Annotated in this window: 18 protein-coding genes; 8 read left to right on the top strand and 10 right to left on the bottom strand. The window is 66.9% G+C overall.

All coding sequences use genetic code 11. The annotated features are described in order from the left end of the window. Window position 1: 1 nt before the first annotated feature. The 6 genes from rbbA to RSO68_RS04520 all read right to left on the bottom strand — a co-directional run bounded on the left by rbbA (window position 2) and on the right by RSO68_RS04520 (window position 7540). A complete protein-coding gene (rbbA, locus tag RSO68_RS04545; protein ID WP_315585591.1) occupies window positions 2-2734 on the bottom strand; it encodes a ribosome-associated ATPase/putative transporter RbbA in 2733 nt (910 codons plus the stop codon). Then, entirely contained in the window at window positions 2731-3807 is a 1077-nt protein-coding gene (locus tag RSO68_RS04540) for an HlyD family secretion protein (protein WP_315585590.1), read from the bottom strand. Before RSO68_RS04540 ends, rbbA begins: the two co-directional genes overlap by 4 nt. A gap of 97 nt (window positions 3808-3904) precedes the next feature. Further along, window positions 3905-4498: an ABC-type transport auxiliary lipoprotein family protein gene (locus RSO68_RS04535; protein WP_315585589.1), complete on the bottom strand. Its 594-nt coding sequence runs from the start codon at window positions 4496-4498 to the stop codon at window positions 3905-3907. Window positions 4499-4581: 83 nt separating this feature from the next. Beyond that, entirely contained in the window at window positions 4582-5520 is a 939-nt protein-coding gene (locus RSO68_RS04530) for an MlaD family protein (protein WP_315585588.1), read from the bottom strand. Window positions 5521-5522: 2 nt separating this feature from the next. Then, window positions 5523-6392 (bottom strand): ABC transporter ATP-binding protein, encoded by an 870-nt coding sequence (locus RSO68_RS04525; protein ID WP_390882379.1) that lies wholly within the window; start codon window positions 6390-6392, stop codon window positions 5523-5525. Continuing rightward, entirely contained in the window at window positions 6389-7540 is a 1152-nt protein-coding gene (locus RSO68_RS04520) for an ABC transporter permease (protein ID WP_390882378.1), read from the bottom strand. Before RSO68_RS04520 ends, RSO68_RS04525 begins: the two co-directional genes overlap by 4 nt. A gap of 208 nt (window positions 7541-7748) precedes the next feature. On the opposite strand from RSO68_RS04520, the gene RSO68_RS04515 reads away from it, so the two are divergent. Continuing rightward, window positions 7749-9329: a phospholipase D family protein gene (locus RSO68_RS04515; protein WP_315585586.1), complete on the top strand. Its 1581-nt coding sequence runs from the start codon at window positions 7749-7751 to the stop codon at window positions 9327-9329. Between the two features lie 15 nt (window positions 9330-9344). Here the strand turns inward: RSO68_RS04515 and RSO68_RS04510 are convergent, their stop codons facing one another. Continuing rightward, complete coding sequence (locus tag RSO68_RS04510) at window positions 9345-10268, bottom strand: alpha/beta fold hydrolase (RefSeq protein ID WP_315585585.1); 924 nt, start codon at window positions 10266-10268, stop codon at window positions 9345-9347. Window positions 10269-10499: 231 nt separating this feature from the next. Here RSO68_RS04510 and RSO68_RS04505 point away from each other — a divergent pair, with 231 nt between their 5' ends. From RSO68_RS04505 to RSO68_RS04490, 4 genes are all read left to right on the top strand, one after another. Beyond that, window positions 10500-12008, top strand: a complete 1509-nt coding sequence (locus RSO68_RS04505) for a TolC family outer membrane protein (protein ID WP_315585584.1) — start codon at window positions 10500-10502, stop codon at window positions 12006-12008. Window positions 12009-12091: 83 nt separating this feature from the next. Next, a complete protein-coding gene (locus RSO68_RS04500) occupies window positions 12092-13390 on the top strand; it encodes an efflux RND transporter periplasmic adaptor subunit (RefSeq protein WP_315585583.1) in 1299 nt (432 codons plus the stop codon). Then, on the top strand, window positions 13387-16578 hold the full coding sequence (locus RSO68_RS04495) for an efflux RND transporter permease subunit (protein ID WP_315585582.1): 3192 nt from the start codon (window positions 13387-13389) through the stop codon (window positions 16576-16578). The genes RSO68_RS04500 and RSO68_RS04495 overlap by 4 nt, the downstream gene beginning before the upstream one ends. A 233-nt stretch (window positions 16579-16811) precedes the next feature. Continuing rightward, window positions 16812-17507 (top strand): hypothetical protein, encoded by a 696-nt coding sequence (locus RSO68_RS04490; RefSeq protein WP_315585581.1) that lies wholly within the window; start codon window positions 16812-16814, stop codon window positions 17505-17507. On the opposite strand, the gene RSO68_RS04485 is transcribed toward RSO68_RS04490, so the two are convergent. Beyond that, the gene (locus RSO68_RS04485; RefSeq protein ID WP_089851676.1) at window positions 17499-18125 is read right to left on the bottom strand and encodes a TetR family transcriptional regulator; all 627 of its coding nucleotides are present in this window, start codon (window positions 18123-18125) and stop codon (window positions 17499-17501) included. The genes RSO68_RS04490 and RSO68_RS04485 overlap by 9 nt on opposite strands. 177 nt (window positions 18126-18302) lie before the next feature. Between RSO68_RS04485 and RSO68_RS04480 the strand changes: the two genes are divergently transcribed. Further along, entirely contained in the window at window positions 18303-19334 is a 1032-nt protein-coding gene (locus RSO68_RS04480) for a succinylglutamate desuccinylase/aspartoacylase family protein (protein WP_089851674.1), read from the top strand. A gap of 110 nt (window positions 19335-19444) precedes the next feature. Here the strand turns inward: RSO68_RS04480 and dusA are convergent, their stop codons facing one another. Continuing rightward, window positions 19445-20440, bottom strand: a complete 996-nt coding sequence (gene dusA / locus RSO68_RS04475; RefSeq protein WP_315585745.1) for a tRNA dihydrouridine(20/20a) synthase DusA — start codon at window positions 20438-20440, stop codon at window positions 19445-19447. A 192-nt stretch (window positions 20441-20632) separates the two neighbouring features. Next, window positions 20633-20836, bottom strand: coding sequence for a cold-shock protein (locus tag RSO68_RS04470; protein ID WP_089847775.1), 204 nt, complete (start codon window positions 20834-20836; stop codon window positions 20633-20635). Window positions 20837-21134: 298 nt separating this feature from the next. Here RSO68_RS04470 and RSO68_RS04465 point away from each other — a divergent pair, with 298 nt between their 5' ends. Together RSO68_RS04465 and RSO68_RS04460 are read left to right on the top strand one after the other, a co-directional pair. Then, window positions 21135-21374 carry a hypothetical protein gene (locus RSO68_RS04465; protein ID WP_089847777.1) on the top strand — a complete coding sequence of 80 codons (240 nt, stop codon included), beginning with the start codon at window positions 21135-21137 and terminating at the stop codon, window positions 21372-21374. A 272-nt stretch (window positions 21375-21646) separates the two neighbouring features. Next, window positions 21647-21970: a TraR/DksA family transcriptional regulator gene (locus tag RSO68_RS04460; protein ID WP_089847779.1), complete on the top strand. Its 324-nt coding sequence runs from the start codon at window positions 21647-21649 to the stop codon at window positions 21968-21970. Window positions 21971-22022: the final 52 nt, after the last annotated feature.

The raw sequence follows: 22022 nt of genomic DNA, 5'->3' as shown, positions 1-22022 counted from the left end.
CTCAGCGCTCCTGATCACGGAGACCGGCCACGCTGGCCAGGGTCAGCAGCGGAATAGCCACCAGCAGCGGCAAGAAGTAGGTCCATAGATCGGCGAAGCCCAGGGCCTTGGAGAACACGCCGCGGGTAATGATCAGGAAGTGTGAGGTGGGATAGGCCTGGCCGATCAGGGCGCTGACGCCTTCCATGGCGGAAATCGGGTGCAGCATGCCAGAGAACTGCACTGCGGGAACCAGGGTGACCACGGCGGTACCGAAGATGGCGGCGATCTGGCTGTTCAGCAGCGAGGAGATGAGCAGTCCCATGCCGGTGGCGCACAGCAGGTAGAGCAGGGCGGCCAGGCTCAGGGTCACCAGGCTGCCGCTGACCGGCACCCGGAAGACCCACACCGAGAGCGCTACCAGGGTGGCGAAGTTGATCATGCCCATGGCCACATAGGGCAACTGCTTGCCGAGCAGGAACTCGGTGCGTGTCACCGGTGTGACATAAAAGTTGGTGATCGAGCCCATCTCCTTCTCGCGCACGACGCCCAGTGCCGTCAGCATGGCGGGAATCATCATCAGCAGCAGCGGGATGACGGCCGGGACCATGGCGGGCAGGCTCTGGACATCGGGGTTGTAGCGATAGCGCAGGGCGATCTCCACCCCCGGGGAGCCCTCGGCGGTCCCCGACTCCCGGGCCAGGGTCGTCAGATAGTGGAGGTGCAGCCCCTGCGCGTAGCCCTTGATGGTATCGGCCCGAGTCGGCATGGCGCCGTCGACCCAGAAGGCGATCTCGGGAGTGGCACCGCGCTTGAGGTCACGTCCGAAGCCGGGTGGAATTTCCACGGCCAGGCTGATGTCGCCGCTGCGCATCCGGGTGTCCATATCGGCCTGGCTGGACAGCGGCGGGCGTTCGGTGAAGTAACGGGAGCCAGCCAGGTTGAGGCCGTAGGCCTGGCTGGTGGTGGTCTGGTCGTGGTCAAGAACCGCATAACGCAGGTTCTCCACGTCCAGGCTGATCCCGTGGCCAATGATGAACATCAGGATCACGCTGCCCAGGAGCGCCAGGGTCCCGCGCAGCGGGTCGCGGCGCAACTCCATGGTTTCCCGGCGGGTATAGCTCATCAGGCGCTTGAGGCTGAAGGCGGACGGCTTGCGGTGTGTGAGCTCGACGGGCGTTGCTGGCTGAGCAGGGGCGGCAGTGTCGACCGAGGGTTCGTCGGCAGCCTCCTCCAGCCAGGCGATGAAGGCCTGCTCCAGGGTATCGGTGCCGCGACGCTTGCGCAGGGCGTCGGGGGTATCGCAGGCCAGCACCCGCCCGGCATGCATCAGCGAGATGCGGTCGCAGCGCTGGGCCTCGTTCATGAAGTGGGTGGAGATGAAGATGGTGACGCCTTCTTCCCGCGAGAGCCTGACCAGCTCGCGCCAGAAGGCATCCCGGGCCACCGGGTCGACGCCTGAGGTGGGTTCGTCGAGGATCAGGATCTCGGGTCGGTGCTGGACCGCTACCGCCAGGGAAAGGCGCTGGCGGATGCCCAGCGGCAGCCCGCCAGACAGGCTTTCCGCCACTGTGTTCAGGTCGAAGCGGTCGAGCATCTCCTCGATGCGAGCCTGCCGCTCGGCTTGGGGGAGTTGGAAGAGGCGTGCATGGAGGGCAAGGTTCTGGCGCACGCTGAGCTCGCCATAGAGAGAGAACGCCTGGGACATGTACCCCACCCGGCGTCGGGTCGCCAGGTCTCGCGGATCGATCGGCTGACCGAACAGGTCGGCTTCGCCTTCGCTGGCCGGCAGCAGGCCGGTCAGCATCTTCATGGTGGTACTCTTGCCGCAGCCGTTGGAGCCCAGAAAGCCGAAAATTTCACCGCGGGCGATACGGAAGTCGACTCGGTCTACGGCGGTGAAGTCGCCGAAGCGCTTGGTCAGGCCGCGCGCCTCGATGGCGATGGTATCGCTTTGCCTTTGCGGCGGGATGGTCACCGACCGGTGCTGGCGCTGCCTGGCGTCGGGCAGCAATCGGATGAAGGCGCTCTCCAGATCATGGGTCCCGGTGCGTTCCAGCAGTTCTGCGGGCGAGCCGCTGGCCAGCGGCTGTCCGGCATCCATGGCCACCAGGAAGTCGAATTGCTGAGCCTCGTCCATGTAGGCGGTGGCCACGATCACGCTCATCCCGGGCCGTGTGTCCCGTATACGCGAGATCAGGGTCCAGAACTGGCTGCGCGACAGTGGATCGACGCCCGTGGTGGGTTCATCCAGAATCAACAGATCCGGGTCGTGGATCAGCGCGCAACAGAGTCCCAGCTTCTGCTTCATGCCGCCGGACAGCTTTCCCGCCGGGCGCTCGGTAAAACGGCCAAGCCCGGTCGCCTCAGTCAGAGCGTCAATGCGTCGTGCTCGCTCGGCACTGCTCTGGCCGAACAGCCGTCCGAAGAACTCGAGGTTCTCGCGTACTGAAAGGGTCGGGTAGAGGTTCCTGCCAAGCCCTTGGGGCATGTAGGCAATGCGTGGGCAGCTGATCCGGCGGTGGTGGACGTCGCTCATGTCGCCGCCCAGCACTTCCACTCGACCCTCTTGCAAGCGCCGCGCACCGGCGAGCAGTGCCAGCAGACTCGACTTACCCACGCCGTCCGGGCCGATCAGGCCGACCATCTGCCCGGCGGGAAGCGTCAAGGTGACGCCATCCAGGGCGAGGGTGTCAGCGTAGCGCAGCGTGACATCACTGATGAAGGCGATCGACGACGTGGCAGACTGGCTCATGGCGCGATCCGGATCTCGAGATGTGCTGGCCAGGTAGTCTCTGGGTCGAGTTTGAGATAGGCCATGCCCGGCAGCCCGGTCTTGACCTGCTCAATATGGCGGCGCAGTAGCTCGGGATCGATCCTGGCGCGAACGCGGAACATCAGCTTCTCGCGTTCACTCTCGGTCTCTACGCTCTTGGGCGTGAACTGGGCGACGCTGGCCACGTAGTTGACGCGGGCGGGAATCACATAGTCAGGCACCGCATCCAGCACCAGACGGACGTCGTCGCCGATGGCCGCGCGGCCCGCTTCCCGGGTAGGGAGGAAAAAGGTCATGTAGACGTTGGTGAGGTCGACCAGGTTGAGTACCTTGCCCCCGGCACCCAGCACTTCCCCCGGCTCCGTTATCCGGTACTGTACCCGAGCAAGGCGATCTGCAGTGAGTTCGCTGTCGTCGAGATCGGCCTGGATGCGTCCCAACGTCGCCACGGCCGCCTCCACCTGGGCCTGGGCTTCGGTGATCTGCGACTCGGCAGCACGGATGGCGGCCCGCGCGGAGAGTACATGGGCGTTGGCTGATGCCAGGGCAGCTTGCTGGCTCTGCCACACGGCGAGGCTGTCATCGAATTGCTGCCGCGAAATGGCGTTACGTTCCACCAGGCTGGCGGCACGTTCGTAACGCTTGCGCGCCGCCTCGAGCTCGGCCTGGCGCTGGCTGACCACGGCTTCCGCGGCGGCCAGCTCGCTTTCTCTCAGTGCGACCATGGCGCGTGCGGTCTCCAGGGCGCTTTCGGCTTGATGCCGTTGCGCCCGGGCTTGGGCCATTTCCGCCTCCAGAGTGGCGGTATCCATGCGCGCCACGACCTGGCCGGCTTCCACAAACTCGCCTTCATCGACCAATACCTCGATCAGCCTGCCGGGCATGCGCGTGGCCACATCGATCTCGGTGGCTTCGATTCGGCCGTTCCCCACCGCCAGGCCGGGGTGCTCCGCTTCCGGCTTCAGTACCCACCAGCCGAACCAAGCCAGAAGCATGACAACCGCCACGATCACGATCATCTTGAGTCGGCGATTGACGACGCCCTTGTCCATGCGTGCTCTCCTGTTAGAAAACGTTCCCATTGTGCGCGAAAGGGCGGTGGCTCAGTTGAGCAATATCAAGCAGTGATGACATTTGCTTGAATTGCCATTAATCGAGCGTCGACAGCGTCCAGTCGACCACCTCGACGGCCAGCTGATCGGCGGCGCGACCGAAGGCCGCGACCACGGCGTCGAGGCTCTCGTCGTTGCTTGTCACCACCGCCTCGACGCGACGGCTCGCTCGTACCTCGCGGCTGCGGTCGTCGAGCAGCTGGACATCGAGGCGCACCACTACCTCGGGCGTGCCCTCGCGATAGCGGACGTGAAAGGCCCCCAGGTGGCTAGTCAGCGCCGCCTCACTGCGCGCCCGGCCGGTATCGTCGATCACGGCGGCCAGGCGGCCATCGCGGCGCAAAGCCTCGATCAGGTGATCGCGCAGCAGCCGCGGGGCGTCGTCGCGCCAGCGCGCCCCGCCGTAGGCCTGGAACTCCCCGGGGGTGGGCATGATCAGCAGGCGTCGACCATCCAGCGGCGCGCTGGCACCGGGCGTGTCGACCCGCAGGGTCAGCTCGCGGATAGTCTCATTGGAGGCCGGTAGCGTCGGGGCGGGCAGCGTGAACAGTCGCACCGGCTCGCTCTTGGGAATGACGCTGCACCCGGCGAGCAGCCCGGCCAATAGCGCGGCCAGTATCAGGGGCATCATCGGGGCTTTCAGGGACAGCAGGCGTCGCGGCCGGGCAAGTCCAGAACGGCGGGGGGCGGCGACGGATAAAACGCGAGTCTGGTTCATGGGCGGAACTCCTGGATCTCATCGCGGCCCAGCAGGGTCTCGGCGGGATTTTCCTCGAGGCGCTGGATCAGGCGGTTCAGGGTGCGCAGCGTGGCGTGCAGTTCGCGCATCGCCGGGTCGAGCTCGCCGACGCCCTGCAGACCGCGATCCAGAGAGCCCTCGTGGCGCGCGGTCAGGCGATCAAACCGCGCGGCGATAGCGGCCAGCGACTGCATGGCGCCCCGGGCGTCCTGCAGCGCGGCGGCTCCCTGGTCGTCGAGCAGCCGGTTGGCTCGCTCGCCCAGGCGGTCGAAGCGCTGCAGGGTCGTCGTCAGCTGCTCGCTGGCGCGCCCGATCCCAGTCATGGCCTCGCCGACGCTGTCACGCTGATCGACCAGTGTGCCCGACAGCGTCTCCAGATGGCCGAGGGTCCGCGTCAGGCTCTCGGTGTTCCGATCGGAAAGCAGCCGATTGGCGTTGGTCAGCAGCCGATCCACCTTGGCGAACAGCGCCTCGCTGCCGGAGAGCAGCGAGCTCAGTGGCGAGGGCTCGGCCTGGATCAGCGGGGGATCGCCGCGGTCGCCCGTCAGGCGCGGGCTCTGCGGGCTGCCGCCGGAGAGTTGGAGATTCTTGGTGCCGGTGATGTTGGCCAGCGCCAGGCTGGCGCGGGTGTCCTGCTTGATCGGCACCTCGCTGTCGACGCGAATCAGCGCCCGTACCCGTCGCGGATCCTGGGGATCGAGGCGCAGCCGCACCACGTCGCCGACCTCGATGCCGCTGTAGAGCACCGCGTTGCCCTCGGAGAGCCCGCCAACGTCGCGATTGAAGCCGATCTCGTACCAGGCGTAGTCGCGATCGACGCTCGACTTGCCGAGCCACAGGGCGAACAGCAGCGCGCTGCCCAGGGTGATCACCGTGAACAGTCCGATCAATACATGATGGGCGCGGGGTTCCATCGTCAGGCGTCCTCTGCCGGGTGGGCCGCCCGCCGGGCGGCGCGGCCACGGGGGCCGTGGAAATAGTCGTGGATCCAGGCGTCGTCGGTGGTCTCGACCACCGCGAGACGATCGGCGACGCGTACCTGTCGATTGGCCAGGACGGCCACGCGATCGCAGGCGGTATAGAGGGTGTCCAGGTCGTGGGTGACCAGGAAGACGCTCAGGCCCAGGGCGTCGCGCAGGGTCAGGATCAGGCGATCGAAGGCCGCCGCGCCGATCGGATCGAGGCCCGCGGTCGGCTCGTCGAGAAACAGCACCTCCGGGTCCAGCGCCAGGGCGCGGGCCAGCGCGGCCCGTTTGATCATGCCACCCGAGAGCGCAGCGGGATACTGGGTGGCGGCCTGCCCGGGCAGCCCGGCGAGGGCCAGCTTGACCCGCGCCAGGGCCTCGGCATCGGCGCGGCTGAGCCCGGCATGCTCGATCAGCGGCAGGGCGACGTTCTCCTCGAGGGTCAGCGAGGTGAAGAGCGCACCGCGCTGGAAGAGCACCCCGAAGCGGCGCTCCAGCCGCGAGCGGGCCGATGAGGAAAGCCGCTGCAGGTCCTCGCCGAACACCTCGATGCGCCCTTCGCTGGGCCTCAGCAGGCCGACGATGCTGCGCAGCAGCACCGACTTGCCGGTGCCAGAGCCGCCCACCACGCCGAGGATCTCCCCCGAGTAGAGATCGAGGTCGAGGTCCTCGTGGACGACGTGGCGACCGAAGCGGTTGGACAGCCCGCGGACGCGAATCAGCGGCGCTCGATCCAGGGGTTCCTGGCCCAGGGGTTCCTGGTGACGGGGCCCCTGGCTTCGTGGCGCTTGGCGCCGTGATGCTCGCATCGACTCGCTCACCAGCCCATCTCCATGAAGAACAGCGCCGCCACCGCGTCCAGCAAAATCACCATGAAGATCGACTGCACCACGCTGGAGGTGGTGTGTTCGCCCACCGACTGGGCGCTGCCGCTGACCTTGAAGCCCTCCAGGCAGCCGATCACCGCGACCAGGAAGGCGAATATCGGCGCCTTGGCCAAGCCCACCAGGAAGTGGTTGAGGGGGATATCGCGCTGCAGGATGGAGACGAACTGGATGAGCGAGATATCCAGCGCCAGCCCGCAGATCAGGGCGCCGCCGAGGATGCCGCTGAGCATGCCGACGAAGGTGAGGATCGGCAGCGTCAGCATCATCGCCAGCACCCGCGGCAGCACCAGCAGCTCGATCGGGTCGAGGCCGAGGGTGCGCACGGCATCGAGCTCCTCGTTGGCCTTCATGGCGCCGAGCTGGGCCGTGAAGGCGCTGGCGGTGCGGCCGGCGAGCAGGATGGCGGCGAGCAGCACGCCGAACTCGCGCAGGAAGGCGAAGGCGACCAGGTTGACCGTATAGATGGTGGCGCCGAAGTCGCGCAGCACCGTGGCGCCCAGGAAGGCCACCACGGCGCCCACCAGGAAGGTCAGCAGGGCGACGATGGGCAGGGCGTTGAGGCCGGTCTGATGCAGCTGGGCCACCACCGAGGTGAGGCGCCAGCGGCTCGGCCGCCAGGCGGTGCTGGCCAGGGTGGCGAGCACCTGGCCGATGAAACCGAGCAGCTTGATCTGCTGGTGCCAGAGCCCCTCCACGAGCTGGCCGGTCTGCGCCAGGCCATCCCTCAGCGGCCGGCGGGATCGCGCGGCCGGGGCCGGGCGGTCGACCATCGCCTCGCCCAGGGTGCGCAGCAGGGCGCGGCGCGTCGCCGGCAGTTCCGGCGCCCAGTCGTCGATCGCGGCGAGCCGTTCGGCGCCGGTCAGCTCCATCAGCAGCACGGCGCCGGCGGTGTCCAGGGCGGCCAGCGGCGTCAGGTCGATCCCCTGGGCAGAGGGCTCGCGGTCCTTGGCCAGGCGTTCGACCTCGCGCTTCAGGCTCCCATGGTGCTCGAGCGTCCAGTCGCCCCGGATGGCCAGGCGCTCGCCCTGAGGGTCGATGTGACCGGGCTCATTCTTCACGGGCTCTGTCGCGGTGTCTGTCATGGGCTCGGTCACGGCGTCGGGGTGATTCGGCGAGTCATGGGACTCGATGGTATCAGTCCAGAAGGCGTTATATTAGCGTGCACTGTGTTTTGCGCCGTCGCGCACTTCTCCTCTGGTGACGGCAAGATAGGGTCGGGGTCCATGAGGCCTTGATCAACTATCATGATGGTCTCTCTCATGATGCCCACAGGCTGACAGGATCGACACGATGATCGCACCTTTCTTCCCGGCTCGAGCCTCGATGCAGCACCCTCTGGCGCGCTTGCTTCTGGTGCTGGGCCTGCTGGCGCTGCTCGGCGGCTGCACCTTGCCGTCTCTCGAGGGGCGGCTAGAATCGTCGGCGCTGGACGAGGCGCAGAGTCGTGACACCTCGCTCGGCGAGGGCCTGGCGCCCTCGGTCGACGCCCATCCCGGCCTGAGCGGCATCTACCCGCTGGACAGGCCCATCGATGCCTTCGCCGCCCGGATGGTGATGGCGCATGCCGCCGAGCGCACCCTGGACGTCCAGTATTACATCTGGCACCCAGACATCACCGGCATGCTGCTGTTCGAGGCCCTCTACGAGGCCGCTGAGCGCGGGGTGCGGGTGCGCATGCTGCTCGACGACAGCGGCACCGGGGGGATCGATGAAGAGCTCGCCGCGCTCGCCAGTCACCCCAATATCCAGGTGCGGCTGTTCAATCCCTTCGTCGTGCGCACCCCCAAGTGGATCGGCTATCTGACCGACTTTTCCCGGGCCAATCGGCGGATGCACAACAAATCCTTCACCGCGGACAATCAGGCCTCGATCATCGGCGGGCGCAACATCGGCGACGCGTACTTCGGTGCCGCGAGGGACGTGACCTTCTCGGACCTGGACGTGCTGGCCGTCGGCGAGGTGGTCGACGACGTCTCGAGCGACTTCGACCGCTACTGGAGCAGCGGCTCCTCCTATCCCGCGACGCGCATTCTCCCAAGCGTCGGGCCGGAGGGGCGGGTGCGGCTCGAGCAGGCGTTTGCCGAGGTCGTGAGGGATCCCGAGGCGGACGCCTACCTGACGTCCGTGAGCGAGACGGAGATCGTGCAGAAGCTGCTGGCCAATGAGCTCGGCCTGGTCTGGGCGCCGGTGCGCATGCTCAGCGATGACCCGTCCAAGGGGCTTGGCGAGGCCAGCGGGCGGGCGTTGCTGAGCCACGACCTGGAGCTGATCTTCGCCGATGCCGAGCGCAAGGTCGCGCTCGTCTCGCCCTACTTCGTGCCGGCCGAGGCGGGCACCGAGGCTTTCCGGCGTCTGGAGCGAGACGGGGTCGAGGTCGAGGTGCTGACCAATGCCCTGGAGGCCACCGACGTGGCCGCCGTGCATGCCGGCTATGCCAAGCGGCGCAAGGCGCTGCTCGAAGCGGGGGTCGAGCTCTATGAGCTGCGACGCGGCGCGAGCAAGCAGGGGCGCAACCCGAGTGCGGGGCCGTTCGGCAGCTCCGGGGCCAGCCTGCATGCCAAGACCTTCGCCGTGGATGGCGAACGGATCTTCGTGGGGTCGTTCAACTTCGATCCGCGTTCGGCCAACCTGAATACCGAACTGGGGTTCATCATCGAGGACCCGTCGCTGGCCCGGCAAATCGATGTCGCCTTCGATGAGAGAGTGCCGCTGAACGCCTATGAGGTGCGCCTGGATCCCGACGGGGAGCTCTACTGGCTGGAGCGTCGCGACGGCCAGGTGATCCGTCACGACGTCGAACCCAACTCGGGCCTGTTCAGGCGCATGATCGTTTCCGTGGTCGCGCTGCTGCCGGTCGATTGGCTGCTGTAAGGCGCTGGGCAGCCGCTAGCGGTGCCTGGCCGGACCCAGGCGCTCGATGAGGCGCTGCCACCATGGCGCTCGCGCGTCGCCGGGTCGTGCCGGCTCTCCGGCAGGCGAGTCCGCCAGAAAGGCGGCGATCGGCGCGACCTGGTCGCGGCGGTCGAGCATGGGCGCGTGGCCGCAGCCCGGCACCTCGTGGCTGACGAGCTCGGGTTGGGCCTCGGCCATGCGCGTCACGCTCTCGGCCTTGAGCAGCGGCGAGTGCTGGCCGCGCACGACCATCAGCGGGCAGCGGATCGCGGCCCAGTCCGCCCAGGTATCACGGGGCGTGTCGTGGACGAACTGCTCGGCGATACGCGGATCGAAATGATAGGTCCAGCTGCCGTCGGGAAGTCGCCTGGCGCTGTGCAGCGCCAGGCGACGCCAGGCGTCGTCCCCCTCGATGCCGAAGCCGGCGTAGTGGCGTCTGAGTTCGGCCTCGAGCTCGCCGAAATGCAGGAAGCGATGGGGCACGCCGAAGTAGCCGGCAAGTTCCGCCAGGCCCTCGGGAGCGAGTTCCGGGCCCACGTCGTTGAGTACCAGGCGCTCGATGCGGGCCGCGCTCTCCGGCTCGGCGGCCAGCAGCATGCCCAGCAGGCCGCCCATGGAAGTACCCACCCAGGGCACGCGTTCCAGGCCGAAGTGATCCATCACCGCAGCTGCTATGGTCATATAGTGTGAATAAACGTAGTGGCAGGATGGCGCAGGCGACCAGTCGGACAGGCCTCGGCCCGGGGTGTCGGGTGCCAGGATCCGCCATTTGGGACCGAGCTGCCGGGCAAAGTCGTCGAAGTCGCCGCCGTGGCGAGCCAGCCCATGCCAGGCGATCAGGGTGCGCGGCGCCTCGGGATGCCAGATCCGTACGGCGACCTCAAGCTCCTGCACTGCGATGAGTTCCAAGGCATCCATGGGCTTCTTCCTGAGTGGGTGAGTCGATGGGACATTGGGGTGAGGCCTGTCGATGGCCGATCTCGTTGGTGTGGTGTCACTGCCGTCAATGGCTCATGCTGCATGGCAGCGTAGCGGACGCGGTCGGATCATCGCCAGACTCCTTGGTCGTAGGCGGCCGGCAGTGGACTCGATCGATAAACATGCGACAATGTATGTAAAGCTACCCGTCAAGACACCGAGGATCTACCGATGATGCGTCCCCGTTCCCTTCGCTGCACCGGCACGCGGTTTGCCCGCCGTGCATTGCTGCCGGCCCTGGTCGCGGCAGCCGTCACCGCGCCGGTGCAGGCGGCGGATCTTTTGACCATCGCCCGCGATGCCCTGCAGAGCAACGCCGAACTCTCATCAGCCCGCTCGCAGACTCGCAGCGTCGAGGCGGGGCGAGACGTCCAGCAGGCCGATCTGCTGCCCCAGGTTGAAATAACAGGTAACGCCACACACAGCCGCGACTACGAAAGTCAGTCGAATTCCGGGTCAGGCTCTAACCTCAGTGGTCTCTCGCCGAGTCAGCAACAAATTGCTGCTGCACTGGCAAGTGGATCTTCGTCACAGGATGATAATGTCAACAGCGTTGGGCTGGAGCTGCGCGCCACCCAAGCGCTTTACGACGCTATCAATAGCCGTCAGGTCGAGCAGTCCGAGCGCGAGATCGATCAGCAGCTCTACCGCCTGGCTGCCACCGAGCAGCAGGTGCTGATCGATGTCTCCTCGGCGTATTTCGAGATCCTGCGCGCCTTCGAGGTGCTCGAGGCGCGGCGCGCCCAGGAGCGCGCCATCGGTCGCCAGCTGGAGCAGGCCCGCGAGCAGTTCGAGGTGGGGCTGATCGCCATCACCGAGGTCGAGGAGGCGCAGGCGGCCTTCGATCAGGCGCGGGCGGAGCGCATCACGGCGCAGAGCAATCTGCAGGTGCGTTTCGAGGCCCTGGAGCGCCTGACCGGGCAGCGCTACGCCAGCATCGACTCGCTGGGCGACGAGATCCCCATCGTGGCGCCGACGCCGAGCGATCGCGACCAGTGGGTGGCGCTCGCCATGCAGAACAATCCCCAGGTGCTGGCCAGCCAGGCCGGGGTCGAGGTCTCACGCAGCGGCGTCGATATAGCCCGTGCCGGTCGCCTGCCCACGGTCAACGCCTTCGCCAATTACAGCTACGCGGACAGCGACGCCGACGGTGTCAGTGGCCACGATTCGGATAGCCAGGTCGGCCTAGAGGCGAGCCTGCCGCTCTATACCGGTGGGCGCACCTCGGCCAGCATCCGCCAGAACACCTACCTGCTGGAGGCCAGCCAGTACGACTTCGAGTCCCAGCGTCGCGACACCGTCCAGCAGGTGCGCTCCTTCTATACCCAGGTCAGCAACGACGTCTCCACCGTGGAGGCGCGCGCCCAGGCGATCGTCTCCAACCAGAGCGCGCTGGACGCCACCCGCGCCGGCTACGAGGTGGGCACCCGCAACATCGTCGACGTGCTCAACGCCGAGCAGAACCTCTATAACGCCGTCGCCGATTTCGCCAGCGCCCGCTACGACTACGTGATCAACCTGCTGACCCTGCGCCAGCAGTCGGGGACCCTGGACGTGCCGGCGGTCGAGGAGGTGAACGCCTGGCTGGACGGTGGCGGCGTCTCCTTCACGCTGCCCGAGAATGCCGAGGCGAACGATGCGGTCATGGATATCGGGGCGCCCCCGCGTCTCGAGGAGTAGTGATCGGCACCCGGAAATTTACAAACATTCATGGATGAATGTAAAATTCGTTCTTCCCCCGACGCGCCTAATGGAAAGCACCCATGACAACCTTCATCAAACGAGGCCGGGCCGGCCTGGTGGCACTGGCCGCGAGCCTCGTGCTCGCCGCCTGCGGTCAGCAAGAGACTCCCGAGCAGCAGGCGTCCGGTCAGGGTGATGCGCCCCCGGCGCCCAAGCAGGTCATGGAGATGGCCCGCCAGGATCTACCGCTCGACAAGTCCTACCCCTCCAAGCTGCGCAGCGACGACGAGGTCACCCTGGTGGCCCGCGTCACCGGCTTCCTCGAGCAGCGTCACTTCGAACCGGGCGAGATGGTGGAAAAGGGCGAGAGCCTCTACTCCATCGAGCCGGACCTCTACGAGTCCGTGGTGGCCCAGCGCGAGGCCGACCTCGAGAGCGCCCGCGCCGAACTCTCGCGCGCCCAGCGCGATGCCAACCGCTTCCAGCAGCTGCTCAGCCAGAACTCGGTGAGCCGTCAGCAGGTCGATCAGGCCCAGGCCGAGCTGAACGTGGCTCGCGCCTCGGTCTCCCAGGCCGAAGCGGCGCTGGCCAATGCGCGCATCGACCTGGGCTACGCCGAGGTCACCGCACCGGTGGCCGGCATGATCGGCCTCAGCGAGGTCAACCTGGGTAATCTGGTGCAGCCCGGCACCACGCTGACCACCATCACCCCGCTGGACCCGTTGGAGGTTCGCTTCCAGCTGCCCCAGAACGACGCCTTCGCCCTGCGCCGCCAGCTGAGCGACCAGCCCATCGATGCGGTCACCGCCTGGCTCGACCTGCCGGCCGGCGTCGAGGGCGAGCGCCTCGAGGGTCACCTGGACTTCCTCGGCTCGCGGGTCAACGAGGCCACCAGCACCGTGCAGGCCACCGCGACCTTCGCCAATCCCGATGCTCAGGTGCTGCCTGGCCAGTTCGTGCGCGTGCACCTCGAGGGCGTGAAGCGCTTCAACGTGCTGGCGGTGCCCGAGATCGCCATGACGCAGGGCCTGATGGGTCCGCAGGTCTACGTGCTCGACGAGGACAACAAGGCGCGAGCGCGCACCGTGCAGCTGGGCGAGATCGCCGGCCCCTGGCAGATCCTGCTCGACGGCGTCGAACCCGGTGAGCGAGTAGTAGTGGGCGATCCCGCCGGTTTGCAGCCCGGCACCGCCATCGAGCCCCAGCCGTTCGCGGGTATCGAGCAGATCGCTGGAGAGGGCGCTGGAAAGGGCGCTGGAAAGGGCGCAGGAGAGGGCGCCGGGAATGCCGGTCAGCAAGCTGCCGCCCAGGAACAGAAGCAGGGCGGTGAGGCGAGCGTCGAACCCGCGGCCGAGGCCGAGGGAGACGCCGGGCCATGAATTTCTCCAACTTCTTCATCAAGCGGCCGATCTTCGCGACGGTGCTGGCGATCATCCTGACGCTGATCGGGCTGATGAGCATGCGGGTGCTGCCCATCGAGCAGTACCCGAGCGTGGTGCCGCCCACGGTCTCGGTCAACGCCACCTTCCCGGGGGCCGACGCCGAGACCATGGCCCAGACCGTGGCCGCGCCCCTGGCCGAGGCGATCAACGGCGTCGAGGACATGCTCTACATGACCTCGACCAGCGCCGACAACGGCTCGATGCAGCTGCAGGTGGCCTTCAACATCGGCACCGACGGCGACATCAACACCATCAACGTCAACAATCGGGTACAGGGCGCGCTGTCGCAGCTGCCCGAGGCGGTGCAGGCCCAGGGCGTGACCGTGGAGCTGAGTTCCAGCTCGATCCTGATGCTGGTGGCGCTGACCTCGCCCGAGGAGGACTACGACCGCATCTACCTGCAGAACTACGCCACCCTCAACGTCCTGGACGAGCTTCGCCAGGTGCCGGGGGTCGGCGATGCCGAGGTGCTCGGCGGCGGCGAGTTCGCCATGCGCGTATGGATGGACCCGGACCGGCTGGCGCAATACGACCTGACGCCCACCGAGGTCGCCGCGGCCATCCGCGCGCAGAACACCGAGGTGCCGGCGGGTAGCCTGGCCGCCACGCCGCAGTCGGACCCGCGGGCCTTCACCTACACCATCACCGCCGGTGGGCGGCTCTCCAGCACCGACGATTTCCGCGAGATCTTCCTGCGCACCAACCCGGACGGCTCGGCCCTGCGCCTGGCCGACGTGGCGCGCATCGAGCTCGGCGCGTCGTTCTACGGCGTCGAGGCGCGGCTCAACGGTGGCACTATGGCGCCGATCATCATCAATCAGCAGCCCGGCGCCAACGCCCTGGAGACCGCCAAGGCGGTCGAGGACGTGATGGCGGAGCTGGGAGAGCGTTTCCCGCCGGGGCTCGAGTACGTGGTGCCCTATGACACCACCCAGTTCATCGATGCCTCCGTGGAGACGGTCTTTCACACCTTCATCGAGGCCTTCCTGATCGTCGGCGTCATCCTGTTCATCTTCCTGCAGAACTGGCGCTTTACGGTGATCGCCATGTCGGTGGTGCCGGTCTCGGTGCTGGCGACCTTCGCCGGCTTCTTCGTCTTTGGCTTCACCATCAACCTGCTGACGCTGTTCGCCCTGGTGCTGGCCATCGGCATCGTGGTGGACGATGCCATCCTGGTGGTGGAGAACGTCGAGCGGGTGCTTGGCGAGGACGAGGAGATCAGCGTCCGCGAGGCAACGATCCAGGCCATGAAGGAGGTCGGTGGGCCGGTCATCGCCACTTCGCTGATCATGGCGGCGGTGTTCGTGCCGGTGGCCTTCCTGGGCGGTTTCACCGGACAGATCTACCAGCAGTTCGCGCTGACCATCGCCATCTCGGTGGGCTTCTCGGCGCTGATGGCGCTGACCTTCACTCCGGCGCTGTCGGCGATCTTCATCAAGCACGACCTGCACCGCAAGGAAACGGCTTTCAGCCGCGCGCTGCGCACGCCGCTGCGCCTGTTCGATCGCCTGTTCGCGGGCATCACCGCGGTCTACATGTGGATCGTCAAGAAGCTGGTGCGTTTCTGGGGGCTGGCGCTGCTGCTCACCGGCCTGACGATCGGCGGCTCCTGGTGGCTCTACCAGGCGACCCCCTCTACCCTGGTGCCGGAGACCGACCAGGGCATCGTGCTCACCGCCGTGCAGCTGCCGGACTCCGCTTCGCTGTCGCGGACCCGGGAGTACATGGGCAAGCTCAGCGCGGCCATCGAGGAGATTCCGGGCGTGCGCTTCTCCTCCGCGGTGGCGGGCTATGACATCCTGTCCAGCTCGGTGAACACGGCCCGCGGGATCATGTTCGTGACCATGGACCCCTGGGCCGAGCGCGAGCTGACCGCCAGCGGGCTGATCGGGCGCATCATGCAGCTTGGTGCCCAGATCGAGGGCGGCTCGGCGATGGCCTTCAACATGCCGCCGATCATGGGGCTCTCGACCACCGGTGGCTTCACCGGCTACCTGCAGTCCTTCGAGGGCGCCTCGCCCCAGGAGCTCTTCCAGGCGTCGCTGAAGGTCATGCAGGCGGCCGGCGAGCATCCGGCGCTGAAGCAGGTGTTCACCACCTTCAACGTCAACGTGCCGTCTTTCCGCGCCGAGATCGACCAGCAGAAGGCGCTGAGCTACGGGGTCAGCCTGACGGACCTGAACGCCACGCTGTCGAATACCTTCGGCAACGGCTTCGTCAACTTCTTCAGCTATCAGAACCGCAACTTCCAGGTCTACCTGCAGAACCAGGAGGAGTTTCGCAAGACGCCCTCGGACGTCGCCAACGTTTTCGTCCGCGGCGGCAACGGCGAGCGCATCCCGCTCTCCGAGTTCGTGACTCTCGAGCGCCAGACGGCGCCCGCGGTGGTGACCCGCTTCGGTGTCTATACCGGTGCCCAGTTCCAGGGCGGTCCGGCGCCGGGCTACAGCTCGGGGCAGGCAATCACCGCCATGGAAGAGATCGTCGCGGAAGAGCTCGGCGACGGCTGGGGCATGGGCTGGACCGGCACCGCCTATCAGGAGAGCCAGGCGGGCAGCGCCGCGACGCTGGCCATCGTCTTCGGCCTGCTGATGGTGTTCCTGATCCTCGCCGCCCAGTACGAGAGCTGGTCGCTGCCGCTGGCGGTGTTGACCGCCACGCCCTTCGCCCTGCTGGGCGGGATCGGCGGCATTTTCCTGCGCGGCCTGGACACCAGCGTCTACGTGCAGATCGGCATCCTGGTGGTGGTGGGCCTGGCGGCCAAGAACGCCATCCTGATTGTCGAGTTCGCCGAGCTGCAGCGCCGCGAGATGGGCAAGTCGATCCGCGAGGCGGCGATCACGGCGGCGGAGCTGCGCTTCCGGCCGATCGTCATGACCTCCCTGGCGTTCATCTTCGGCACCCTGCCGCTGATGCTCGCCACCGGCGCGAGCGATACCAGCAGCCACCATATCGGCACCACGGTGGCGATCGGCATGGCCTCGGTGGCGACGCTCGGCAGCCTGTTCGTGCCGACCTTCTACGCCATGATCGCCGCGCTCTCCGCCCGGCTGCAGCGTAAACCGCACGGCGGCGACGAGGCGCCTGGTGAGATGGCCGACGCCGAGCCGCGCAGCAACGCCTGATGCCGACTCGACCCGGCGGGATGTGACGTCCTGCCGAACGCCAAGGGGCGCCCGCATGCGGGCGCCCCTGTTCATGTCGATGGCGACGGTCGTGTTCATGTCGATGGCGACGGGCGTTTTCATAAGGATGTGCGAATGCATCCTTGATTCGGATCAGGTCCGGGTCGCCTCGATGGTCTACGATGAGGGAAAGAAACTCATTCGTCGGCTAAGCGTTATCGCGAGGAGCCAACATGGATATCTTACGTCAGACCCTGCTGAGCTTTCCCGTGGCAATCTTCGGCGCGCTGCTGGCGCTGGTCGCCTGCTACTGGCTGCTGGTGGCGCTTCGCCTGGCGCCGGTCGAGCTCTTCGAGCACGACAGCCTGCGCAACGACACCCTGGCCAGTGCGCTGGTCTCGCTGGGCTTCATCGGCGTGCCGGCCTCGCTGGCGCTGACGGTGCTGATCGCCCTGGCCGGTGGGCTGACCCTGATCCTGGAGCTTGCCGTGCTGCGCTGGCTGCCGCTGGGCTTCTTCCGCATTCCGCTGGGCATACTGGTGATCTGGGGGGCCTTCGCGCTGGCCTCGCCGCTGGCGGCCTGGCTGTGTCAGCGCCTGCACAAGCGTCTGCACCGTCGAGAGCCTCACGGCCATGAGCGTTTGCCGCGCTGCCTGCTGGGAGAGCGGGTGCGCGTCACGTCCGTCTCGGCCGATGAGGCGCCGGTCGTGGCGGCGGTGCTGGAGGGGGATGCGAGCCACGAGGTGGGGCTGGCGACCAAGGCGGGAGACGTGCCGGAGGTCGGGGAGCAGCGGGTGCTGGTGAAGTATCTGCCCGGCGACGGGAGATACCGCGCGGTGCCGGAGAGCGACTATCTGGATGCTCGCACGCGGCTCAGGCGGCTGCACCTGCTGCACCGCCCGAGCCATCACGATGGCGCGTCAGCGTGAGGTGTCGGTCTCGTCGCGGCTGATCAGGGCTAGCTGGGCATTGATCAGTGCCATGCCACGCTCATGGATGGAGTAGGCGTCGGGGTCGCGCAGCCAATCGTGGAAGATACCGCTGATGATCGCCTGCATCAGGCGCGTCGCGGTCTCGGTGGCGATCCCCTCCTTGAGCAGCCCCAGGCGCTGGGCCTCGCCGAAGTAGCCCTCCAGCGCATCGAGGCATTCGCCGGCCATCTCTGCCTGCACGGCGCAGGGGTCGATATCGCCGAAGAATTCGCAGCGGTGGATCAGGATGGCGAGAACACGCCGATGGCGGGGCTGCTCCATGCGCAGCAGGCTCTGCTGGAAGCCCAGTCTAACGGTCTCGAGCGGCGAGGGGTGGGAGGCGCCGGTTTCGGCCACCAGGGCCTCGAAGGGCATGCGCACCCGATCGAGCATGGCGCGAAAGAGATCGGCCTTGTTGTGGAAGTGCCAGTAGACCGCGCCACGGGTCATTCCGGCATGGCGGGCGATCTGCTCCAGTGAGGTGCGAGCGACGCCCTTCTCGAAGAACACCTCCTCGGCGGCCTCGAGCAGTGCCTCGCGGGTGGCTTCGGCTTCGGCCTTGGTGCGTCTGGCCATGGCGGTGGGCTCTCAAAGTGTCACGGTTTTCCTCATTCTACCCGAGTGGCCGGTTTTTTACATTCACGTATGTATGCAAATGTCATCGCCGCGTAAGGCCGTTGGGGGTCGTTTTCCTCGGATCAGGAGCGTATAAGAAACGCCTGAAAAACCGTTTCGTAACGCAAGGAGCGCCGCATGGCCCGTTCCCCCTTCGAGATCGCCGGCACGCGGGTAGCGCCCGGGTCGCGTGCCCAGATCGACGTGCCCGTGGCGCGCCTCTATACCCATGCGCCGCTCTATATCCCCCTGGAAGTGGTCCACGGCCGGCAGTCGGGTCCGGTGCTGCTGGTCTGCGGCGGCATCCATGGCGATGAGATCAACGGCGTGGAGATCGTACGCCGCCTGCTGCGCTCCAAGCAGCTACAGGGGCTGCGCGGTACGCTGATCGGCGTGCCCATCGTCAACGTCTTCGGCTTCGTGCAACACAGCCGCTACCTGCCGGATCGGCGCGACCTCAATCGCTGTTTCCCGGGCAGCGAGTCGGGCTCGCTGGGCGGCCGCGTGGCGGCGCTGTTTCGCGAGCAGATCGTCGATCAGGCCAGCCACATCATCGACCTGCACACCGGGGCGATCCACCGCACCAACCTGCCGCAGATTCGCGCCCAGCTCACCCCCGGCGGTGAGACCGAGCGCATGGCCAACGCCTTCGGGGCGCCGGTGATCCTCAATGCCGACCTGCGCGAGGGCAGCCTGCGCCACTACGCGCAGAACCGCGGTATTCCGGTGCTCACCTACGAGGCGGGGGAGGCGCTGCGTTTCGATCAGTGGGCGATCACCCCCGGGGTGCGGGGCGTGTTGCGGGTGATGCGCCGGCTCGGCATGCTGCCCGGTGAGCACCGCCGTCGGCCGGTACCGGCCGCCGAGGTCTCCAACGGCTCGAGCTGGGCGCGGGCGCCCATCGACGGCATCCTGCGCCCGCAGGTGCGCCTCGGGGCGCGAGTGGCCAGCGGCGAGCTGCTGGGGCGGGTGGCCGATCCCTTCGGCAATGCCGAGGGCGAGGTGCGCGCCGTGGCGGACGGCATCGTCATCGGCATGAGTCGGCTGCCGCTGGCCAACGAGGGCGAGGCGCTCTTCCACATCGCCCGCTTCGACGCCATCGAGGAGGCCGAGAGCGCCATCGAGGACTTCCACTCCAGCCTCGAGCCGCCGCCCGACGCGCTCTACTGATCGTTCTGGCCGCGCCTCGCGACTGACGCGCGCCCACACGACAACGGCGCCGATCGCTCGGCGCCGTTGTCGCGTTCCTGGGGGTGGCCCGGCAGGGCGCAGGCGCAGGCTTACGCCATCTCGGCCGTTTCGCGCTCCGCGACCAGGCCCAGGGCATCATCGAAGACCTGCAGGGTCGCGCCCTCGCGATGGGCGTTCTCGGAGAGGTGGCGGCGGAACTTGCGCCCGCCCGGCTGGCCCTGGAAGAGGCCCAGCAGGTGGCGGGTGATGTGGTTGAGCTTCGCCCCCTCGTCGAGGCGACGGGCGATATAGGGGCGCAGCGCGCGAGCCGCGGCGTGGCGGCTCTCGGCCGGGCCCGGCTCGCCGTAGAGCGCGGCGTCCACGCCGGCCAGCAGCCAGGGGTTCTGGTAAGCCTCGCGGCCGATCATCACGCTGTCGACGCGCTCGAGCTGCTCGCGGCACTCGTCCAGGGTCTTGATGCCGCCGTTGATGCCGATGTGAAGCTCCGGGCGGCTCGCCTTGAGGCGATGCACCCGCGGGTAGTTGAGCGGCGGCACATCGCGGTTCTCCTTGGGGGAGAGCCCCTCTAGCCACGCCTTGCGGGCGTGCACGAGGAAGGTGTCGCAGCCGGCGTCGGCCACCGTGGCGATGAAGCGCGACAGATCCTCGTCCTCGTCCTGGTCGTCGATGCCGATGCGGCACTTCACCGTGACCGGGATCGACACCGCCGCCTGCATGGCGCGCACCGCGGCGGCGACCTTCTCCGGGTGGCCCATCAGGCAGGCGCCGATCAGGTTGTTCTGCACCCGGTCGCTCGGGCAGCCGACGTTGAGGTTCACCTCGTCGTAGCCCCACGCCTCGGCGATCGCCGCACACTCGGCGAGCTCAAAGGCGTCGCTTCCACCCAGCTGCAGGGCAAGCGGATGCTCGATCTCATCGAAGCCGAGGAAACGCGAGCGTGGGCTGCCGTGAAGGATGGCGCCGGTGGTCACCATCTCGGTGTAGAGCAGGGCGCGGCGGCTCAGGGTGCGGGCGAACGCGCGGTAGTCGCGGGTCGTCCAATCCATCATGGGGGCCACGGAGAAGGTGCGGTCGAGCGGTTGCATCGGCATAACGGGGTGTCGGTCGGAAGGGTGCATATTCTACCAGCCCCGGTCACTTTCTGCTCAATTCCCCGGGCGGTTCTGTCTCGTGCGAAGGGTGCGTCAGGAAACCGGACGCGCAGAAACACCAAGGCCCGCATCAGCGGGCCTTGGTGCTCGTAGCCTTACGGCTCGATAGGTCTGTCTGATCGGCGATCAGATGGCTTCGATGTTAGAAGCCTGCAGGCCTTTCTTGCCCTGAACCACGTCGAAAGAGACCTGCTGGCCGTCCTGGAGGGACTTGAAGCCTTCAGCCTTGATTTCGGAGAAGTGGGCAAAGAGGTCATCGCCACCGTCGGTCGGGGTGATGAAGCCAAAGCCTTTTGCGTCGTTGAACCACTTAACAGTGCCAGTAGCCATGTCATGACTCCTTTCTTTGGCGCAGTGCGCCGGATACGAAATTACCGGGTGTAGCCCCGAATGCTAGTGGGTAAAACAAGGGGATATAACCAGACAACCGAAAGGATTCGACTACTACTGACAATATGCGTCTTGCTAACCAACTGGACACACGGTGTCATGGTTGGCGTCCGGCGTCAACTCCTGTGATGAGTCGCGGCGCTTAGGGCAGGCCCCTGGCGCCACCTTGGCCCAGCGCCGCGCCCGTCGTCCATACTGGCGGTATGAGCATTCGACCAATGCAATGCAGGAGAAGCCGATGAGCATCGACCTCACCGAATACCAGAGAGAGCTGTTGGCCCGTGTGCTGCAGCACGGCGGTGTGCTGGCTGCGCCCTTCGGTCACCCCGGCGACGACACGCTTGAGGAGGCGCTGATGGAGGATGTCGACGCCCTGGAGGCCGAGGGGCTGATCATGGTCGAGCGCAGCCGGGGACACGAGGCGCCCGAGCGGCTCTCGCTGACTGAGGCGGGCTACGACGCCCTGGGCATGAGCTAGGGATCATTCGTTCGATGCGCGACGCGTCAGGGCGCGATCGTCGTAGCGTCCTGGCGAGAGGTGCCTGCTATAAAGAAAGACCATTGAGAACGGCCATTGAGAACGACTGCCCAGAAGGGCGATCAATAAGACAGATAAGGACGAACCATCCCGCCGCTGCGTATCGAGGGTAAAGCGTGATAATGGTCGAGGGTGGACCTTGAGGATAGAAGCCTGGCGGTGCCGAGCGAGAGGGTCGGGGCGCCCACGATGCGATGATAAGGAGAGCGACCATGGCGGATCGCAAGCAGGAACTGGAGAGGTTGCGTGAGGAGCTGATCGCGCGGTTCGATCGCTACCAGGCCCATAAGGAGCAGAAGGGCGGTCCGCTGGACAAGGACGCGGAGGATCAGTCGGCCGAGTTTGCCAATGACGAGGTCATCGAGGCCCTGAAGCAGGAAGCGGAAGACGAACTTCGCCAGGTGTTGCATGCGCTGAAGCGTATCGAGGCGGGGGAAGGTGATGCCTGTGAACGCTGCGGTGGGCCCATCGGCGACGGTCGCCTGCGGGCGCTGCCCTACACGACGCGCTGCCTCGACTGTGCGGAGCGCCAATGAGCATCCCCGCCGAGACCGAGGATGATAGTCTGGTGATATATCGACAAGGCGG

Origin of the sequence: Halomonas saccharevitans (assembly GCF_032333995.1) — a bacterium.
GTDB classification, from domain to species: domain Bacteria; phylum Pseudomonadota; class Gammaproteobacteria; order Pseudomonadales; family Halomonadaceae; genus Halomonas; species Halomonas saccharevitans.
Note: the sequence above shows the minus strand (reverse complement) of the source record. Positions and strands in the feature narration are given on the sequence as shown.

Coding starts and splice junctions, on each gene's coding strand:
- rbbA (WP_315585591.1), bottom strand. CDS start 2,734: ATGAGCCAGTCTGCCACGTCGTCGATCGCCTTCATCAGTGATGTCACG.
- RSO68_RS04540 (WP_315585590.1), bottom strand. CDS start 3,807: ATGGACAAGGGCGTCGTCAATCGCCGACTCAAGATGATCGTGATCGTG.
- RSO68_RS04535 (WP_315585589.1), bottom strand. CDS start 4,498: ATGATGCCCCTGATACTGGCCGCGCTATTGGCCGGGCTGCTCGCCGGG.
- RSO68_RS04530 (WP_315585588.1), bottom strand. CDS start 5,520: ATGGAACCCCGCGCCCATCATGTATTGATCGGACTGTTCACGGTGATC.
- RSO68_RS04520 (WP_390882378.1), bottom strand. CDS start 7,540: ATGACAGACACCGCGACAGAGCCCGTGAAGAATGAGCCCGGTCACATC.
- RSO68_RS04515 (WP_315585586.1), top strand. CDS start 7,749: ATGATCGCACCTTTCTTCCCGGCTCGAGCCTCGATGCAGCACCCTCTG.
- RSO68_RS04510 (WP_315585585.1), bottom strand. CDS start 10,268: ATGGATGCCTTGGAACTCATCGCAGTGCAGGAGCTTGAGGTCGCCGTA.
- RSO68_RS04505 (WP_315585584.1), top strand. CDS start 10,500: ATGATGCGTCCCCGTTCCCTTCGCTGCACCGGCACGCGGTTTGCCCGC.
- RSO68_RS04500 (WP_315585583.1), top strand. CDS start 12,092: ATGACAACCTTCATCAAACGAGGCCGGGCCGGCCTGGTGGCACTGGCC.
- RSO68_RS04495 (WP_315585582.1), top strand. CDS start 13,387: ATGAATTTCTCCAACTTCTTCATCAAGCGGCCGATCTTCGCGACGGTG.
- RSO68_RS04490 (WP_315585581.1), top strand. CDS start 16,812: ATGGATATCTTACGTCAGACCCTGCTGAGCTTTCCCGTGGCAATCTTC.
- RSO68_RS04485 (WP_089851676.1), bottom strand. CDS start 18,125: ATGGCCAGACGCACCAAGGCCGAAGCCGAAGCCACCCGCGAGGCACTG.
- RSO68_RS04480 (WP_089851674.1), top strand. CDS start 18,303: ATGGCCCGTTCCCCCTTCGAGATCGCCGGCACGCGGGTAGCGCCCGGG.
- dusA (WP_315585745.1), bottom strand. CDS start 20,440: ATGCAACCGCTCGACCGCACCTTCTCCGTGGCCCCCATGATGGATTGG.
- RSO68_RS04470 (WP_089847775.1), bottom strand. CDS start 20,836: ATGGCTACTGGCACTGTTAAGTGGTTCAACGACGCAAAAGGCTTTGGC.
- RSO68_RS04465 (WP_089847777.1), top strand. CDS start 21,135: ATGAGCATCGACCTCACCGAATACCAGAGAGAGCTGTTGGCCCGTGTG.
- RSO68_RS04460 (WP_089847779.1), top strand. CDS start 21,647: ATGGCGGATCGCAAGCAGGAACTGGAGAGGTTGCGTGAGGAGCTGATC.